Raw genomic sequence first — 17,379 nt, 5'->3', positions numbered from 1 at the left:
TCAAAGAACCCCCTTAGATCCAGCCACCGATGGAGCCCCAAAGGCCCTCTCCAACACCGCCCCCGCCATGACCAACCGCCTATCCTCACCCCAAGGGGCCATTAGCTGAACCGAAAGGGGCAGTTTATCCTTCGACATGCCCGCATACACCGAGAGCGCCGGCACCCCGGCCAGGTTGGCGGGAAGCGTAAAGGCATCGGTTAGGTACATGCTGACCGGATCATCCGCCATCTCCCCCTTAAGGAACGGCAGACACGGGGAAGAGGGACATATGAGCAAATCCACCCGCTCAAAAAGCCGCCTGAACTCCTCCCGTATGGCGGCTCTGACCCGCTGGGCCCTGCCGTAATACTCGTCGTAATAACCGGAGCTCAACGCATAAGTACCCACCATTATCCGGCGCTTCACCTCTTCCCCAAAGGTAGAACGAACCTCCCGATACATCTCCTCAAGGGAAGACGCATCCCCAAGGGGCCCAAATCTCACCCCGTCAAACCTGGCGAGGTTGGAGCTGGCCTCCGCAGGGGCTATCACATAGTAGCTGGCAAGACCAGCACCCATGGATACTGGGAGCGTCACGTCCTCCAACGAAGCACCCGCGTCCTGGCAGTACCTGGCCCCGAGAAGCACCGATTTTACTATCTCATGACAAACCCCGTCATCATCAAAGCCCCTCAGTATGCCGACCCTAAGCCCCTTGAGGCTGTCGTTGCGGAGCATTGATAGGAAGCTGCCGGATCCAAAAGACCGGGACGTGGCGTCCAATGGATCCTCCCTTCCTATCACCTCCATGCACAGGGCTATGTCCCCCATATCCCTGGCCATGGGACCTATCTGATCCAAGGAGGACGCAAAGGCCACAAGACCGTATCGGCTCACCATCCCATAGGTGGGCTTAAGACCGTGAATCCCGCAGAAGGCGGCGGGCTGCCGTATGGATCCCCCAGTATCGCTGCCCAGGGCAAGGGGAACGTAACCCGCTGCCACCGCGGCGGCACTGCCGCCGGAGCTCCCACCGGGCACCCTGGCAAGATCCCAAGGGTTTGAAGTGGGGAAGAAGGCGGAGTTCTCGGTGGAGCTTCCCATCGCGAACTCGTCCATGTTGGTCTTGCCCATTATCACCGCCCCGGCCCTACGAAGCATCTCCACCACCGAAGCATCGTAAGGGGATACCCAACTCTCCAGCATCCTGGAACCGCAGGTGGTCCTCTTTCCCTTCACGCAGATGTTGTCCTTGAGCAGCACCGGCACCCCCGCAAGAGGACCAGGATGTTCCCCCGATGCCACAAGACCATCGATCCGGGCAGCCTCCTCAACCGCATCCTCCGCATAAACCTCAAGACAGGCCTTTATCCGGCCATCCAGGGAGTCCATCCTCTCAAGGCAGGATTCAACCACCTCCCTGGAGCTCATCTCCCCTCTGATTACCCCCTCGGCGACCCGCCAGGCGGGGAGCTCATACAGATCCATGCCTAAATCACTCCTTAACCCCTATCCTCGGGACCTTGAAGAAATGCCCCTCCCGCCGTGGAGCCCCCAAGAGCACAAGCTCCGAATCCCTCCATCTCCGTACCTGATCCTCCCTCATGCGGCCTGGGGGCTCGTCATCCACCAAACACTCCAGCCCATTAAGGTCAACCGAACGAAGGGCCTCGAAGTGCTCTCCAAGGCGCCTGAAATGCTCCACCATGGAAGATACCTGGTCCTCCCTAAGCTCAAGCCTCGCTAAATCAGCTATGCGGCGCACCTCTTCCTCATCTATCCTCATGGTCCATCACCACCCCGTCCTTAACGAACTCCACCCACTAACTCCAGGAACCGATCCTCATCCCAAACCGGAACCCCCAATGAGGCCGCCTTGGAGAGTTTACTTCCTCCCCCCTCCCCGGCTACCACCGCGGTGACGTTCTTGGATACCGAATCGGATACCTGGCCGCCAAGCTGAATAACCAGCTCCTGGGCCTCCTTGCGCTTCATGGACCTCAGTTCCCCGGTGAAAACCAGCCTCATGCCCTTGAGAGGTCCTCCCTCTGAGCGAACCATTTCCTCCCGGGTTCTAACTCCTGCGGCAGCGAGCTTCTCACACAACCTCCTGTTCCCCGGGTCCCGGAAGAAATCCACAACCCCCTTAGCCACCACCGGGCCAACCCCATTGATCGAGGAGAGCTCCTCCAAAGATGCGTTCATAACCGCATCTAGGGCGCCGAAGCGGGCGGCCAAGTCCCTGGCGGTCCTCTCCCCCACGCCCGGGATCCCCAAGGCATAAAGCAGCTTCCTAAGGGGCCTGTCCTTGGCCATCTCAACAGACCTTACCATGTTCTCCGCGGACTTCCTGCCCATCCTGTCAAGCTTAAGCCAGTCCTCAACGGTCATTCTGAACAGGTCTGAGAAGTCCTGCACCAAGCCCCGCTGCACCAGCTGCTCCGCCACCTTGTCCCCAAGCCCCCTTATATCCATTCCGTCCCGGGAAGCGAAGTGGATCAACCCCTCCTTAAGCTGGGCCGGACAAGACCTGTTGGGACAGCGAAGAGCCACCTCACCATCCAGCCTAACCGCGGAAGAACCACATACGGGACAAGACGAGGGTACCTCAAAGGAGGATGACCATTCGGGCCTTAGATCCAGGTCCACCCGGATCACCTCGGGAATTATCTCCCCCGCCTTCCTAACCCATACCGTGTCACCCACCCTGACGTCCTTTCGCCTCAGCTCATCAAAGTTATGGAGGCTGGCCCTCCGGACCTCAGTGCCGGAAAGCCTCACGGGCTCCAATACCGCAGTGGGAGTGAGGACACCGGTCCTGCCTACCGATACCTCGATGTCAAGGACCCTGGTGGGCCTTTCCTCCGGCGGGAACTTGTACGCCACCGCCCACCTGGGAGAGCGGCTGGTGCTCCCAAGGGCATCTCTAAGGTCCAACGGATCGAGCTTTATGACCACCCCATCGGTATCAGCCAGGTAAGAATGCCTCCTGCGATCCCAGAACTCCAGGTACTCCAGGACCTCCGGCGCCCCAACGCACCGCCTAAAATCCTCCTGAACCGGGAAACCCTGCCCCTTAAGCCACTCCAGGAGCTCCACCTGGGTCTTAATCCCCGCTTCCCGGTGGTTAACCAGATGATAGAAGAAGGCGTTGAGCCTTCGGGATGCGGTAACCTTGGGATCTAACTGACGCAAGGACCCCGCTGCGGCGTTCCTTGGGTTCGCAAAGGTGCTAAGCCCCTGCTCCTCCCTGAGAGCGTTCAACTCCGCGAAGTCCGCCCTACTCATGAAGACCTCGCCTCGGACCTCCAGATGCCCCATGTAGGCTATCTCCTTGGGGATGGCCGCTATGGTCATGACGTTATGAGTCACGTCCTCCCCCACGGTCCCATCTCCCCTGGTGGCCCCCCTTACGAGGCGACCTCCCTCGTAAGTTAGGCTTATCGCAAGACCGTCCAGCTTGGGCTCACACACAACCGGGGGCTCAAAACCCAGAGAATCCGCCAGCCTGCACAAAAACTCCTCTACCTCTAAAGGGCTCACCACGTTATCCAAGCTCTGCATGGGAACGCTGTGAGGCACCCGTTTAAACCCCTCGGAGACACCCCCGGAAACCCGCCTTAACGGGGAATCCTCAAGGGCAAGGTCAGGGAAAGACCGCTCCAGGGCCGAAAGTTCCCGAACCAACCGGTCGTAATCACCGTCGCTGATCTCCGGCGAGTCCTCCTGATAGTAGAGCCGGTCGTGGTATCGTATGAGCTCCGCCAACTCCTCCATCCGCTTCCGGGCCTCAGAGCGGTCCACAGCACAACACCTCCTAAGCCTTGGGCTTCATGGTGGGGAACAGTATGACGTCCCTTATGGACTTGGAGTCGGTAAGCAGCATGACCAACCGGTCTATTCCTATGCCCATTCCACCGGTGGGAGGCAGCCCATACTCCAGGGCGTTGACAAAATCCTCGTCGAACACGTGAGCCTCTTCGTCACCGGCCTCCTTCTGTTTAACCTGCTCCAAAAACCGCTCCCTCTGATCCAGCGGATCGTTTAACTCGCTGAACGCGTTCGCCAGCTCAGACCCGTTCACGAAGAGCTCAAACCTGTCGGTTATGTCCGGATTTTCGGCGTTACGCTTCGCAAGAGGGGATATAACCGTGGGATGCCCTATAACGAACGTGGGCTGGATCAGCTTGTCCTCCACGTAGGCGTCGAAGAACTCGGGCAGGAGGTGATACCTGGTCTCGTAGCCCTTTAGCTCGTCCACCACATGCCTCTCCAAGGCTATCCTCCTGGCCTCTTCATCGCTTATGGTGGAGAAGTCTATCCCGGTATGCTCCTTAACCAGATCCATCATAGTGGCCCTGCGGAACGGTGGTTCAAAGGAGATCTCACGCCCCTGATAGGTGAACACCCTCGAGCCCATCTCATCCGCACAGGCCACCAATATCTCCTCACAGAGGTTCATCATGTCCTCGTTGTTGGCGTAAGCCCAGTAAACCTCCATGGCGGTAAACTCCGGGTTGTGCTTAAGGTCTATCCCCTCGTTCCTGAAGTTGGGACCTATCTCGTAAACCCGGTCGAACATCCCCACCACAAGCCTCTTGAGGTAAAGCTCCGTGGCTATCCTGAGGTACATGGGTATGCCCAAAGCGTTATGGAAGGTTACGAAGGGCCTCGCGTTGGCCCCCCCGGCAAGGGTGGACAATATCGGGGTCGTGACCTCCAAGGTGCCGTGGGAATCCAAGACCCTCCTCACGGTCTGGATTATCCTGGTCCTCCTGCGGAAGGTCTCCCTAACCTCCGGGTTCACCATGAGGTCCAAGTAACGCTGCCTGTAGCGCACCTCCTGGTCCTTAAGACCATGCCACTTCTCGGGAAGGGGCCTTAGGGCCTTGCTAAGAAGTTTGAACTCCCTGACCTTGATGGACAGCTCACCCCTCTGGGTCCTGAAGGGGGTGCCCTTAACTCCCAGGATGTCACCGGTGTCCACCCACTTCTTGAAGAACCCGTAGGCATCCTCCCCCATGTTGTCCAGCTGGAAGTAAAGCTGAATCCTGCCGGTGTCCTCCTCCATGGTGGCAAAGGAAGCCTTCCCATGCCGTCTTAAGGTCATCACACGACCCGCCAGGGAAAGCTCCTCATCGCCCTCCTCATCCTGGCTAAGCGATTCATACTTCCCCCTTACCCAAGCCACCGAATGCCGGCGGTCAAACTTGTCGATCGCAAAAGGGTCATACCCCTCTTCCTGCCTAAGTCGAAAGAGCTTCTCCTTCCTCTGACGAAATATCTCCTCCTCGGGCATGCACCCCTGAGCCTGGTTTCGCTCGTTCCCATCACTCATATCTTAGTCCTCCCTTAACATCATCTTCGCCTCACCGCAGCTCAAATCACCAATCAGATGCGGCAGGCGTATTTACGCTTTTCCGCATCGATTCTATCAAATTTACCAAAGCCAAACCCAGAAAACCTTAGTTAAATTTCCAACCCCGCAATGAAACCCTTAAGTTCAATCCAGCTCTTAATCCCCATCATGCGGTTTCTTCTCTCCGCATCACCGGGATGTCCCCGGAGGGCAGACGCGGCCATGCGCTTAACGAGCAGAAGACACGTCCTCTCCCCCTCACGGACGAACAGCATGTCCCCAAGCTCCACAAGGGCCTCCACGGGGCTCACCGCAGGGTAACTGGAGTTCAAACCCAACTCCGTTGAACAACGCCATGCAAGAAGCGGATCCCTGAGAAAACCCCGGGCCAGAAGCACCGCGGGGCATCCCCCCTCAAGATAGCGCAGCACATCGCTGGCGGAGAACACATCACCGGACCCCACCACAAGACCAGGAAAGCTCCTCGCAAGCCCGATCACCTGCTCAACGTCGGCCTTCCCCTCGTACCGCTGCGAAGCGGTTCTTCCGTGCACCATCAAAAGGTCCGCCCCGGCGTCCAGCAGTCCACCGCAAAACCTTGCGGTATCCGCAAAACCCCCGGGCATGACCCTGCACTTTACCCACACGGGAAGCCCAAGCCCCTTGAGCAGCCGAACGGCTCTGAAGGCCTCCAAAGGCCTATCCATCATCGCAGCCCCTGCCCCCTTTTTCGTAACCTTGGGCATGGGACAGGCCATGTTAACCTCCAAGACCTTAAACGGATAGGCCTCCAAGGCTATCCTCGCACCGGCTAGGAGACAATCCCCATGAGGTCCAAACAGCTGGGGCACGATGGGTTCCTCCCCCTCCGCGGGCACCAGTATCTCCGCGCTCTTCCTCCCACCATACATCAGGCCAAAGGCGCTCACCATCTCGGTGTGAACCAGGGATACCCCCAGCCTCCTCTGGAACAGGCGGACCGAAGGGGTCGTAATGCCCGCCATAGGCGCCAGCCACAGGGGACCATCCACCAACAAACCGCCTATGGACGACGGATAAGCCCAACCGCTCATGGACGGTTCTTCTCGTATATCATCTTGAGCCCCTTAAGGGTGAGCCACGGGTCCACGATCACCTTGAACTTCGAGTGCTCCGCCAAGACCTTGGCGTGACCGCCGGTGGCAACCACCGGGAAGGACTCCCCAAGCTCCGCAAAGACCCGCTCCACAAGGGCATCTATCATTCCCGCATAGCCGTAGATTATTCCGGACCTTATGGACTCCATGGTGGACCTGCCTATGACGCTCCTGGGGGCCTCAAGGCTTACCTGGGGAAGCTTTGCGGTCCTGGAGAAAAGGGTCTCCATGCTTAGCACCATCCCCGGGGCTATGGCTCCCCCAAGGTAGGTACCCCGCCCATCCACCACATCAAGAGTTATGGCGGTACCCAGATCCACCAAAGCTAAAGGCTTCCCATAAAGGGCCACCCCGGCTACGGCGTTGACCAATCGATCCGCCCCGACCTCCTGAGGATTCCCGTAAGCCACCCCAATGCCAAGTTCAAGCTGAGGGCTTACGAAAATGGGTCGCACGGACAGATATCTGCTCAAGGCATCGCTCCAAACCTCATCAAGGCTGGGCACCACGCTGGACACCACAGCCCCTTCCACCGACCCCCTGGATCCGCTTAAACCCAACAGGTTAAGGAGCATCAGGCCAAGCTCATCGGAGGTCCTCCTGTCGGACATTATCCTCCAATGGCCAGAAAGGTCATCACCCTCGTAGGCCCCTATGACCGTGTTCGTGTTACCTATGTCCACCACAAGAAGCAAAATCACCAACCCCTTACGGTCAACTTCAATGGGATGAGAACTACCTTATGAGAACAAGACACCCTAAAGGCCGATTATCCCCCATCTAAAGCCCAAATCCAACGGATAAAAAGCAAAGGCTCCAAAGGCCAACCCACGCAAGAAATCCAATTACCAAGTGCACCCCCCGGAACCCGCAGCCCCAAAGGACCGAGGAAGACATGACCGTGACGGAAACCGCGGCCAAAAACGGAACATAAGGAACCCAGCCGGGGATAAACCGACACAGCGAGTCCATAAACGAAGCAAAAAGTTCGCCCACAAACTCCAAGGGCAACATAAGGACCTCCCCAAGGTTAAAAAGCATGGAGGGGACACCAAGGATGAACACCGCGGCGAGGTAAATGGAAAAGAACGGCAAGGCCACCAAGTTTGAAAGTATCCCAACCACGGGAACCGCGCCGAACGTGGATGCCGCCAAGGGGTACGTGGCAAGCCAAACCGCAAGGCTAACCATGGGATACCAGGCCCCCCTCACAGCACCCCCTACTCCCAGCAAGACCGCCACGCTTAACACCGACAGCCTGAACCCAACGTCAAAGGCCATCCAGGGGTTGAACATCAACATCAACCAACCACCGGAAAAAAGGAGGTTCATGCCCCTTACCCCTCTGCCTAAAAGGAAACCCAGCATCCCTAACTGGGCCATACAGGCGGCCCTCACCGCGCTCGGGGGACAACCGGCCATCAACACGTACACCCACAAGGCCAAAGAACCCAACAAAAGCCCTGACCTGCGAGGCTTAAAAACAAACCAAAGCCCACCTAAAAGAAGGGCCACGTGGAACCCTGATACCGCAAGTATGTGACTCGTCCCCCACCTGCGATGATCTTCCACCAGCTCCGGGTCCTTGACACCAAACCAGGACGCCAAAAGGTAACCCCTAGAAAGGGGTGGCAGTCCCAACATCGCACGCCTTTTCAACGCCAACCTTAGCCTGAGGAAGCTCCCCACGATGCCGGAGGAAGGCCCCGCGGGGCTCACATGCCCCTTAAAAACCCCCACCGCCCCCTTGGACCTCCAATAAGCCTCCTCGTCAAAACCATCAGCGGTCCTGGGACTAACCTCATCAAAAGGCCCCGACATACCCTCCAGCCTTACCTCTTGCCCCTCCTCAATGGGCACAGCAGGGGACACCACCAACGACCCCAAGGGGGAGCTTACGATGCCCTTCTGCCCTGAGCCCCACGTCCTTTCCATGGTGACCTCCCCAACGCATGAGATACGCTGAGGCTCCAACCTGTAAGATACCGCATGCTGGCACCTCATAACCCCCACAATGGATAGGAAGGCACACCCCAAAGCCACACCCCTTGATCCCTTGGGGAAACCCGTCGCAGCAAGGGAGATCAAGAGCCAGCCGATCCCCGCCATGGACGACGCCAGAACCACAAGGTACCCAGGCATAGAAGACCTCCCCATGAGGGCACCCAGGAAAGCAGATATGAACATCGGCATGGCGGGAACGCGGGAAGAAGGTCCCATGAGCTCGTCTTGCGTCTTCAAGGGCTTAAGGAGAAACCTCCACCATGGGAGCCATCTTCTCCAGCTTCTTTGGCCCTATGCCCTTGACCTTGAGCAGGTCTTTAACATCCCTGAATGGGCCGTTGGCAGCCCGGTAATCCAGGATGGCCTGGGCGGTCTTATCCCCCACCCCGGGCAAGGACTTAAGCTCCTCCAACCCCGCACGGTTAACGTTGACCCTGTTGCTTGCAGCCATCTCCGTGCGGGTTGGAACGGCCTGAGCCACACTGGGGCTTGCCACTTCCGCCCCTTGAACCCCTTGAACCGCCGTCAAAGCTCCACCGCCAGAGGCTCTAACCTTAAGGGGCTCCCCCTTAAAGGGCACCCTCACGTGCTGCCCATCCTGCAAGGGGCTCGCCAGGTTTATGGACTCAAGATCCGCCCTGGATGCGGGTCCCCCCGCGGCATCCACCGCCTGATAGACCCGGCTGCCAACCGGGACTCGCACCACCCCGGGCCTCATCACCGCCCCGGTCACGTAAACCACCCACTCCGAGGACCCTTGAGGCCGAGACGGAACCTCCCCCTCTCTAGGCACAACCGACTCCTCCGCCCCTTTGGGTTCAAAGGGCTTCACCGAACCGTTAAGCCTTGTAATGTCCCCCGCAACGTTTTGCCCCTCCCTCTTGTCAAAACGCCCGGAAAAGGCCATCACCGCAAGGAACGCCACGAGGAAACACCCCAAAGCCCCCGCAACGGCAAAAACCGCCTTCCTCCTCGCATCTAACAAGGGCAACCACCCCCAAACGGGAAATGCGCGCCCGCCGGGAATCCTTAAGATCCCCCCTGGCGGGAAACTATACCAACTCCCCTTGCAGATACCATGCCAAGGCAGACGTTATCTTAACCGACACCACCTCCCCCGCCTTCGATGGCCCCTGGAACAACACCACCTTATCCTGGGGGGTCCTGCCGTGCCACAGCCCCTGTCCCTTCGGAGCAGGCCCCTCTACTAAAACCGGACAGGTCTTACCAACCCAAGAACGGTTTATATCCAAGGATATCTCCGCCTGAAGCTGATTCACCCTGTTTAGCCTCCTGGCCTTCTCCGCCACGTCCAAGTGCCCCTCCATCCTCTCCGCCCTGGTACCAGGTCTCACGGAGTACGCGGCGGTATGCACCAGATCAAACCTAACCCGCTCCAACAGATCCAAAGACGCAAGGAAGTCCTCCTCGGTCTCCCCTGGGAAACCAACGATGAGGTCCGACGTTATGCCGACATCGGGGACCGCATCCCTCAGCATCTCCACCATGCTGAGGTATTGATCCCTGGTATACCCCCTCCCCATGAGCCGAAGCACCCGGTCGCTGCCGGACTGGACCGGCAGGTTTATGGAGGGACAAACCTTATCCTCCGTGGCCATTACCTCCACCAGCTCCCTGGAGAAGTCCACCGGGTGGTTAGTGGCAAAACGCACCCGAACAAGCCCATCCACGCGAGCAACCATCCTAAGGAGCTCCGGGAAAGACGGCCCGTTGGGGAGGTCCTTGCCATAGCGGTTGACGTTCTGCCCAAGAAGGGTGAGCTCCTTTACTCCCTTCCGGGCCAACTCAGCCACCTCCCGAAGGATCTCATCCCCTTCCCTGGAGCGGAAACGACCTCTCACATAGGGGACTATGCAGTAGGCACAGAAGTGATCGCACCCGTGAGCTATGGTGACGTACCCCCTCACAGTCCCCTCCTCCACGTGGGGGGTACAGCAAAGATCGTCCGCCTCCATGGGATCCTCGTCGAGAAGCATGCGAACCCTATTGTCCGTAAGGCTCTCCTCCACCGCCTCGGGCACCATGCCAAGATGTCTTGGCCCTGCAACCACCTTCACCCAGGGGAAACGGGCCGCCACGGCGGAACCAACGCGCTGGGCCATGCACCCCACCAACACCACAAGGGGCGGAGTCTTAAACTTGCCAAAACGGCCTATCTCACTCATCACCTTCTGCTCCGCCTTATCCCTTATGCTGCAGGTAACGTACACCTCCACATCGGAAGACCCAGGCTCCCCCTGGACCCAACCCCTTTCCAGGAACGCGGACTTAAGCTTGTCCCCGTCGTAAACGTTCATCTGACATCCAAACACGTTAACGCTAAATGTCCTCATGACTGCCTCCCAACCTTATTGCCTACACCACGGGGAAAAGTCTATCATATCGTGGCCTTGCGTAAGAAAGGGGACGATCAGATTGAAGTTAAAAATAGCAGCAGCCTTGACCTGCACGTTGCTAACCGCCTCCCTGGCGGCGGCAGAAGAGTTCACCAAGATAAGGGAAGACGTGATCACCGTACTCTCCAGAGGGGAAGGTCAGAAGGAGAGCTGGATAAGGCGGGAGTACAGGAGCCCCTCGGGGATCAAGCTAAGGGCGGAAATACTCGACGGCAAGAGCTTCGGATCCTGGGAGATACCCGAAAGGCCAGAGGAAGGAACCGACGCACCGCTTGGCTTCGGCAGCACCTACAAGACCCTTACCATTGACGGAGAGACCACCGTGGCGATTGAGACCCATCCCATGTGGGGCGTATCAGTGACGGGCAAAAGGGGGAACTCGGTGATAACCGTAGAAGCTCCGCCTGATGCCATGGAGGACGCTGTGGGCCTGGCGAAAGAACTTTTAATTCCAAACCCCAAGCAGTAAAGCCGTACGGGGAGACAGCCCTATGAGGGGTACTACGTTTGGCCAATTCGCCTCTACAACCCAACAAATCGTGTTCAAAACGAAAGGGCTCGACCGGGATCACCCCGGGTCGAGCCCTTAAGCATTAAGTCCCAAAGAGCGATGTAGGACGGTTACTCAGATACCTCAAACATGTCCTTCCCAACCCCACACACCGGGCAGACCCAATCGTCGGGGATCTCCTCAAAGGGGGTTCCAGGGGCGATTCCGGAGTCGGGATCCCCGTTGGCGGGATCGTAAACGTAACCGCACACGGTGCATACGTACTTCTTCATAGATCATACCTCCCCACAGAGGGTTTATGTGTGTAGACCATTATATCAGAGAAACCAGAAGAGTTTTCAACAAACCATAGGCTTAATTCGCTAGATCAGCTACCGGATCACGAAAAACTCCTTCGGTAGTGGAGCGGACAGGCATTCGGGACCCTCGGGCCCTATGAGGTAATCATCCTCAACCCTTAGTCCCCCACGACCCTCCAGGTAAATCCCGGGCTCCACGGTTATGACATCCCCATCCTTAAGCTCGTCGGGGCTGGTCTTCGATACCCTTGGAGCTTCGTGCACCTCCAACCCTAGACCATGACCCAATCCATGGGTAAAGAGGCTGCCAAAACCCGCTTCCTCCACCACCGATCTAGCCCTCCTGTCCACCTCAAAGGCCCGTCTCTCGCCGGATGCCAAGGCCTTAACCGCCTCATCCTGAGCAGCGATAAGGACCTCATAAACGTCCATGGCCCACGGATCTATGGAACCTACCGCCACGTTCCTGGTAACGTCGCAAACGTATCCGCCGTATCGGGCCCCAAAGTCCACGGTGAACCATTCACCCACCCCAAAAGCCCTTTCGGTGGCCACCCCATGAGGCATGGCACTCCTGGGACCGGAAGCCACGATGAACGAGTGGCTGCCCCAGCCTCCCTCGGCACCACCCAGTATAAGCTTGTGCTCAAGTATCGCGGCGAACTCCTTTTCGGTCATCCCAGGACCTGCCAAGCTCAAGGTCTCAAGGAACGCCGACGCAGCTATCCTGGACGCCTCGGCTATCAGATTGGCCTCCGCCCTGTCCTTAAACCTCCTCATCGTGGGCATTACGTCAGAGGCATCCACTAGGGACGCCCTGAAACGTTGAGACAGCTCCAGGTAAGTGGCGTGGAAAACCCTGGAGGCCTCAAATCCAACCCTCTTCATCCCCGTGGCGTGTACAAAGTCCGCCAAGGCCTCCACCAACGACCTGCTGCCCTGATCCTCCACGTGGAATGGGCACTGGGACCTAGCCTGGGTCATGTACCTGCCGTCGGTTATGAGAATCCCCTCATCCTTGGTTATCAAAAAGGCGGCACTGCTTCCCCTGTAACCGCTTAGGTAATAGGCACTCTCCCAGTTCAGCCCCTCATTAACCATCACGAAAAACCCATCCAGCCCCCGGTCCTCGAGAATCCCCCTAAGCCTCTCTACCCTTGCAGCGTAAGCATCGAAAACCAAACGCATCAACCCCCTGTAATCACCATGTCACCTCTTAAGAAGGCCCCAAAGCTCCTCCTTAACGCTCACAACCCCATCGAAAGGCTCGTCCGATACGGTGCCAACCACCGCAAAAGGACAACCCGTACGGCTGAGCCTCTCCTGGGCCTCCTCGATCCTCTCATCGCTGACGAACGCCATTAGGCTGCCGGAGGATATGAGGCACAGGGGATCAAAGCCCAGGGCAGAGGAGGCCTTAACCGTTATGGAATCCACCGGGAGCTTTGAACGGTCCAACTGCACCTTGAGCCCCACCAAGCTCTCCACCTCGCTTAGACCGCCCAAAAAGCCTCCCTCGGTGGGATCGTGCATGAAGTCCGCCAGATCCCTCAACGCCATGGCCTCGGGGAGGACGGAGGTGAGGTCCCCCCAGGATGCGGCCCTACGGACCTCCTCTTCAGACAGACATGACAAGAGCAGGTCCCGCCGGTCCTGGGCAAGGATGCTCATGCCCTCTATCCCAAGGTGCTTGGTAACTATCAGCCGATGCCCAGGCCGAACGTCTGAGGCCCTTAACACCCTGTCAGCGGAGCCTATCATGGCCCCCATCAACACTGGGCTATCGTACCGATCGTTTATCTCCGTGTGACCCCCAGCCACCGCTATGCCCATGGCACAACACTCCCTGTGGATCTCCTCCATCAGCTCCGACGCCAATGAAAGCCCCAGTGGGGGGGGGAACTATCATGGTCACCCCTAGGAACATGGGCTCACCGCCCTTCGAGGCCACGTCGTTGGCGTTCACCCGCACCAGAAGCTTGCCGGCCCCCTTGCTCGCACCCACTATGGGATCGGAGGTGAACACCAGATATTTCCCCTGGGGCCACCTTATCACCGCCGCATCCTCTCCCACCGAGGGGCCCACCACCAAATCCTCCCTGGGACAGCCTGTGAAAGGGAAGACGCACTTCTTCAGCATCTCCGGCGGAAGCTTGCCGGAGAGCTCACAAGACAACGTCAAGGTAAAGTCACCTCCAAACCCTTAACGGGCCCATAGACACCCGCACCAGGTCTGTCTGTAAAGCCCCATCCTGCGGCTCATCTCAACGGACCTCACAAAGCCTCCGCCCTTCCTCCAAACCCGTTCCTCCCACATAAGGCCGTTCATCTTCGCCAAGGACCTGCCTATGGCGTTTATCCTAACAGGATCCTTGTGAGGGCTTATGGTAAGGGTGGTACATATCCATTCAAAGCCCCCTTCAACGGCCCTCCTGGCACACTCCATAAGTTGAACGGCGAAGCACAACCCGCAACGGCCCCCTCCCTCCGCCTCTTCCCGGAGTGCCCAGGTGCGCCTCATCCAACCTTCCGGGTCGTAAGGCTCCGTAATTAGATCCCCCGCCATATGTTCCTTAAGGGTCATCACCGCTTGGAGTCTTTTTAAATACTCCTCCTCGGGGTGTACGTTGGAACCGTAGAAGTACCCGGTCACGTGGAACCGCCCTCTCAGCTCCTCCCAAGGGACCGTCCCATCGGGAGCGCAGCATATGTGCAAAAGAAGCTTGGGTTTGGACGACCAGTCAGACATATCCTCAGTCCTCAGTCAACACAGTCCTCCTGGATATCCTCCAACGGCTGTTCCGGCTCTGAACCCTTGGATCTGCTCGTGAGCCCATCGTACAGCCCCGGCTCGCACTTGCTGGCGAAGATAAGGTATCCAGTGTGCCCCACCATCACATCCTCGGGGCGAAGACGCCTTGGATCGGTCTTGAGATACCTGAGCAGTATCTCCACCACCTGAGGGTCCGCAAACCCCTGGGATCTGAGCTCATCAAGGGTCCTCTCTATCTGGTTGAAGGTGGGGACCAAGATGCCTATCCGGTTGCCCGGCGCCAGTGCCTCCCTGGCCTTGTCTATGTAGTCCCACGGGGTTGGTAGGTCTAGGAAGACCGCGTCCGCATCCCTCTCGTCAAACCCCTCATCCAGGGACCTAACCTTAAAGGTTATCCGGTCCGCCACTCCCCAACGCTCCGCGTTTCGCCGGGCCAACTGGGAGAACTCCTCCCGGCGGTCGTAGGTGTAAACATGGCCATGATCCCCGACGAAGTGGGCAAAGGCGCAGGTGAGGCTGCCGGAACCGGTCCCGCACTCCACTATCTTGGAGCCGGGACCCACGTTAAGGTGCATGAGGATAAACCCCGCCTCCTTGGGGAAGACTATCTGGGTGTTCCTCTTAACACGTCTTAAATACTCTCCCAGGGTGGGCCTAAGAAGGGCGAAAACCTCCCCGTTGTGGCTTTGCACCACTTCCCCGTAGGTCCTGCCTACGAAGTCATCGTGCCGAAGCTGGCCAAGCCGGGAACCTTGAACCGCCCCCTTTGAGAGCCTCAAGAGGAAGCAGTCCCCCTTCCTGGGAGACCAAAGAAAGACCAGATCCCCGTAGTTAAGCATCGTTTCGCTCCTTGAGCCTCAAAAAGGACTTGGCTATGCCCTCCGGATCAAGACCCATCCTGCGGTATACATCATCAGACGCCCCAGAGTCGCCATACCGGGATACCCCGATGGGCATGAAGGGGATCGAGACCCCGCTCCTGGCCATAAGGTTAGCCACCACAGCCCCAAGACCGGTGTTTACGTTGTGATCCTCCACGGTAAGCAGGGGCCCCTTACCAACCAGGTCAAAGAGCTCATCGGCGGACATGCCAAGGGGGGAGGCGGTACAAAGTACCCTTACTTGGATACCCCGATCCGCCAGGATCTCCGCCCCCTTGAGAGCCCTTCCCACCATGGGTCCCAACGCCAGGATCGTTCCATGGACCCCATCCCTTACCACGTCTACGGCACCGTAACGGAACGAGTAGTCACCGGCGAATATGGGGTTGCCATCAGGGTAGGTCAGCACCGGAAGGACGCTCCGCCCCATGGCCACACACACGTTGCCCTCTTGGGAAAGGGCCCAGCGGACCGCCCTATCGGTCTGGTTGGGATCCGCGGGGACCACGACCTTCCACCCAAAGGTGTTGGCGAAAAGCCCCACGTAGTCCACGCACTGGTGGGTCTTGCCATCCTCCCCCACGTCGAGGCCCACGTGGGTCAGGAAAAGCTTTAGAGAGGAACCGTTTATGTCGTTAAGCCTCTGCTGGTTGTACACCTCATCGAGGCCGAATACGCCGAAGTCCGCCCACACGGAGACCACCCCGGCCACCGAAGCCGCCCCTGCCACGGTGGCGGTGTTGTGCTCCTGTATACCCGCCTGGATGAATCCCTCCGGACATGCCTTGGCAAAACCATCCAGCTTTACGGATCCCATGAGATCACAGTCGAACGCAAGTATCGGGGTGCGGCCACACACCCCTTTGTTTCTTACCCCCACATCCGCCAAGGCCTTGCCGAACGAGGACCGGTTATCCATCTTGGAGGAGGAGTCATAGGTAAAGGGCTCCCCAATGTCTAGAGAGGGCTTCAGGGGACACACGTGCAATACCTCCGGCAGAGGTCCGCTGCGCAGGGACAACATCCGTTCATACTCCTCCATGGACGCCCCCCAGCTCCTCAAGGGCCTTCTCCAGCTTATCCCCAGAAAGGGCCTTGCCATGATAATCGGGGATGCCCTCCATGAAGGACACGCCCTTGCCCATAACGGTGTCGCACAATATCACCGTGGGGACATCACAGGCCTTGGCGTCCCTGACGGCACTGTAGAGGGACTGGAAGTCGTGCCCATCCGCCCTCAAGACCCGCCAACCATCGGCCCGCCAGAGGGCCTCTATGTCCGCGGGCATTATCTCGTCTATACGGCCGCATATCTGAATCCGGTTGTAGTCCACCAGGACGGTTATGTTGGACAGTTTCTCTTTAGAGGCTAGACGCCTGGCCTCCGCAACCTGCCCTTTTACCTGCTCACCGTCCCCCATTAGGACGTACACGTGGGCAGAGGAACCCCTGGCCCGGGCGGCCAACGCAAACCCCACCCCAGCGGACAACCCCTGTCCCAGGTTCCCAGTACCCCAATCTATTCCGGGGACCTCCCGCTCCACGTGCCCCTGGTAAGGGCTCCCCGCCCGCCTGAAGTTAGGCACCACCTGCTGGCGATCCAAAAGCCCCCAGAAGATCAGGGCGCTGTACGCCCCAGGGGACGTGTGCCCATGGCTTATGACCACTCGGTCCCTGTCGGGATCATGAAGGTTTTCCCGGTTGATCCTTGCGCACCCATAGGCGGTCATGTAGATCTCCATGCTGGACATGGAACCTCCGGGATGGCCGCTGGAAGCACAGGAAGTCATCATAATCGAGTCTATCCTGCCCCTGCGGGCTCCCTCACGAAGGAGCTCCGCGTAATCCCCGCGGAGCTCTGCATCCCTCATCTCCTCAAGATACCTCTTAAGCGATTCCATAGGACTTTATCTCCTTCCCTTTGGCTTGGGTCAAGGGTAATTTTAAACCATAAAAGCCATAAGAAAAGGGCGGGGATAACCCCGCCCCTGGATTCAATTCTGGTCCTGCAATATCA

At 58.4% G+C, this 17,379-nt stretch carries 18 protein-coding genes; 1 reads left to right on the top strand and 17 read right to left on the bottom strand.

Translation table 11 applies throughout. The features are described from left to right. From gatA to miaB, 9 genes are all read right to left on the bottom strand, one after another. On the bottom strand, positions 1-1,470 hold the full coding sequence (gene gatA / locus THEVEDRAFT_RS03270; protein WP_006583304.1) for an Asp-tRNA(Asn)/Glu-tRNA(Gln) amidotransferase subunit GatA: 1,470 nt from the start codon (positions 1,468-1,470) through the stop codon (positions 1-3). Positions 1,471-1,477: 7 nt separating this feature from the next. Continuing rightward, positions 1,478-1,768 (bottom strand): Asp-tRNA(Asn)/Glu-tRNA(Gln) amidotransferase subunit GatC, encoded by a 291-nt coding sequence (gatC, locus tag THEVEDRAFT_RS03265; protein WP_006583303.1) that lies wholly within the window; start codon positions 1,766-1,768, stop codon positions 1,478-1,480. A gap of 20 nt (positions 1,769-1,788) precedes the next feature. Beyond that, positions 1,789-3,786, bottom strand: coding sequence for an NAD-dependent DNA ligase LigA (gene ligA / locus THEVEDRAFT_RS03260; protein WP_006583302.1), 1,998 nt, complete (start codon positions 3,784-3,786; stop codon positions 1,789-1,791). Positions 3,787-3,799: 13 nt separating this feature from the next. Continuing rightward, positions 3,800-5,320 (bottom strand): lysine--tRNA ligase, encoded by a 1,521-nt coding sequence (lysS, locus tag THEVEDRAFT_RS03255; protein WP_006583301.1) that lies wholly within the window; start codon positions 5,318-5,320, stop codon positions 3,800-3,802. Positions 5,321-5,451: 131 nt separating this feature from the next. Further along, positions 5,452-6,414 carry a tRNA dihydrouridine synthase gene (locus tag THEVEDRAFT_RS03250; RefSeq protein WP_040825266.1) on the bottom strand — a complete coding sequence of 321 codons (963 nt, stop codon included), beginning with the start codon at positions 6,412-6,414 and terminating at the stop codon, positions 5,452-5,454. Beyond that, positions 6,411-7,172 (bottom strand): type III pantothenate kinase, encoded by a 762-nt coding sequence (locus THEVEDRAFT_RS03245; protein ID WP_006583299.1) that lies wholly within the window; start codon positions 7,170-7,172, stop codon positions 6,411-6,413. The genes THEVEDRAFT_RS03250 and THEVEDRAFT_RS03245 overlap by 4 nt, the downstream gene beginning before the upstream one ends. A gap of 85 nt (positions 7,173-7,257) precedes the next feature. Further along, entirely contained in the window at positions 7,258-8,670 is a 1,413-nt protein-coding gene (locus tag THEVEDRAFT_RS03240; protein WP_172634018.1) for a ComEC/Rec2 family competence protein, read from the bottom strand. Between the two features lie 52 nt (positions 8,671-8,722). After that, positions 8,723-9,466 carry a helix-hairpin-helix domain-containing protein gene (locus THEVEDRAFT_RS03235; protein WP_006583296.1) on the bottom strand — a complete coding sequence of 248 codons (744 nt, stop codon included), beginning with the start codon at positions 9,464-9,466 and terminating at the stop codon, positions 8,723-8,725. A 67-nt stretch (positions 9,467-9,533) separates the two neighbouring features. Next, positions 9,534-10,835 (bottom strand): tRNA (N6-isopentenyl adenosine(37)-C2)-methylthiotransferase MiaB, encoded by a 1,302-nt coding sequence (miaB, locus tag THEVEDRAFT_RS03230; protein WP_006583295.1) that lies wholly within the window; start codon positions 10,833-10,835, stop codon positions 9,534-9,536. A gap of 106 nt (positions 10,836-10,941) precedes the next feature. On the opposite strand from miaB, the gene THEVEDRAFT_RS03225 reads away from it, so the two are divergent. Continuing rightward, on the top strand, positions 10,942-11,367 hold the full coding sequence (locus tag THEVEDRAFT_RS03225) for a hypothetical protein (protein ID WP_006583294.1): 426 nt from the start codon (positions 10,942-10,944) through the stop codon (positions 11,365-11,367). A 152-nt stretch (positions 11,368-11,519) separates the two neighbouring features. Here the strand turns inward: THEVEDRAFT_RS03225 and rd are convergent, their stop codons facing one another. The 8 genes from rd to THEVEDRAFT_RS09840 form a co-directional block, all read right to left on the bottom strand. Next, positions 11,520-11,681 carry a rubredoxin gene (gene rd / locus THEVEDRAFT_RS03220; RefSeq protein ID WP_006583293.1) on the bottom strand — a complete coding sequence of 54 codons (162 nt, stop codon included), beginning with the start codon at positions 11,679-11,681 and terminating at the stop codon, positions 11,520-11,522. 99 nt (positions 11,682-11,780) lie between these two features. Then, the gene (locus THEVEDRAFT_RS03215; protein WP_245522753.1) at positions 11,781-12,896 is read right to left on the bottom strand and encodes a M24 family metallopeptidase; all 1,116 of its coding nucleotides are present in this window, start codon (positions 12,894-12,896) and stop codon (positions 11,781-11,783) included. Between the two features lie 21 nt (positions 12,897-12,917). Next, entirely contained in the window at positions 12,918-13,541 is a 624-nt protein-coding gene (locus THEVEDRAFT_RS10220; RefSeq protein ID WP_342610174.1) for an AIR synthase-related protein, read from the bottom strand. Then, positions 13,489-13,890, bottom strand: coding sequence for an AIR synthase related protein (locus THEVEDRAFT_RS10215; RefSeq protein ID WP_342610173.1), 402 nt, complete (start codon positions 13,888-13,890; stop codon positions 13,489-13,491). Before THEVEDRAFT_RS10215 ends, THEVEDRAFT_RS10220 begins: the two co-directional genes overlap by 53 nt. Positions 13,891-13,911: 21 nt before the next feature. Continuing rightward, positions 13,912-14,457, bottom strand: coding sequence for an epoxyqueuosine reductase QueH (locus THEVEDRAFT_RS03205; RefSeq protein WP_006583290.1), 546 nt, complete (start codon positions 14,455-14,457; stop codon positions 13,912-13,914). An 11-nt stretch (positions 14,458-14,468) separates the two neighbouring features. Continuing rightward, positions 14,469-15,320, bottom strand: coding sequence for a tRNA (adenine-N1)-methyltransferase (locus THEVEDRAFT_RS03200; protein ID WP_006583289.1), 852 nt, complete (start codon positions 15,318-15,320; stop codon positions 14,469-14,471). Continuing rightward, positions 15,313-16,425, bottom strand: a complete 1,113-nt coding sequence (locus tag THEVEDRAFT_RS09845; RefSeq protein ID WP_245522715.1) for a transketolase C-terminal domain-containing protein — start codon at positions 16,423-16,425, stop codon at positions 15,313-15,315. The genes THEVEDRAFT_RS03200 and THEVEDRAFT_RS09845 overlap by 8 nt, the downstream gene beginning before the upstream one ends. After that, a complete protein-coding gene (locus THEVEDRAFT_RS09840) occupies positions 16,391-17,263 on the bottom strand; it encodes a thiamine pyrophosphate-dependent enzyme (protein WP_006583287.1) in 873 nt (290 codons plus the stop codon). The genes THEVEDRAFT_RS09845 and THEVEDRAFT_RS09840 overlap by 35 nt, the downstream gene beginning before the upstream one ends. Between the last annotated feature and the right edge of the window lie 116 nt (positions 17,264-17,379).

Source organism: Thermanaerovibrio velox DSM 12556, assembly GCF_000237825.1.
Taxonomy (GTDB): Bacteria; Synergistota; Synergistia; order Synergistales; family Synergistaceae; genus Thermanaerovibrio; species Thermanaerovibrio velox.
The sequence above is the reverse complement of the archived record's forward strand: the minus strand, read 5'-3'. Positions and strand labels throughout refer to the sequence as shown.

Coding starts and splice junctions, on each gene's coding strand:
- THEVEDRAFT_RS03215 (WP_245522753.1), bottom strand. CDS start 12,896: ATGCGTTTGGTTTTCGATGCTTACGCTGCAAGGGTAGAGAGGCTTAGG.
- THEVEDRAFT_RS03240 (WP_172634018.1), bottom strand. CDS start 8,670: ATGCCGATGTTCATATCTGCTTTCCTGGGTGCCCTCATGGGGAGGTCT.
- THEVEDRAFT_RS09840 (WP_006583287.1), bottom strand. CDS start 17,263: ATGGAATCGCTTAAGAGGTATCTTGAGGAGATGAGGGATGCAGAGCTC.
- miaB (WP_006583295.1), bottom strand. CDS start 10,835: ATGAGGACATTTAGCGTTAACGTGTTTGGATGTCAGATGAACGTTTAC.
- gatC (WP_006583303.1), bottom strand. CDS start 1,768: ATGAGGATAGATGAGGAAGAGGTGCGCCGCATAGCTGATTTAGCGAGG.
- THEVEDRAFT_RS03205 (WP_006583290.1), bottom strand. CDS start 14,457: ATGTCTGACTGGTCGTCCAAACCCAAGCTTCTTTTGCACATATGCTGC.
- THEVEDRAFT_RS03250 (WP_040825266.1), bottom strand. CDS start 6,414: ATGAGCGGTTGGGCTTATCCGTCGTCCATAGGCGGTTTGTTGGTGGAT.
- lysS (WP_006583301.1), bottom strand. CDS start 5,320: ATGAGTGATGGGAACGAGCGAAACCAGGCTCAGGGGTGCATGCCCGAG.
- THEVEDRAFT_RS03200 (WP_006583289.1), bottom strand. CDS start 15,320: ATGCTTAACTACGGGGATCTGGTCTTTCTTTGGTCTCCCAGGAAGGGG.
- rd (WP_006583293.1), bottom strand. CDS start 11,681: ATGAAGAAGTACGTATGCACCGTGTGCGGTTACGTTTACGATCCCGCC.
- THEVEDRAFT_RS10220 (WP_342610174.1), bottom strand. CDS start 13,541: ATGGGCATAGCGGTGGCTGGGGGTCACACGGAGATAAACGATCGGTAC.
- gatA (WP_006583304.1), bottom strand. CDS start 1,470: ATGGATCTGTATGAGCTCCCCGCCTGGCGGGTCGCCGAGGGGGTAATC.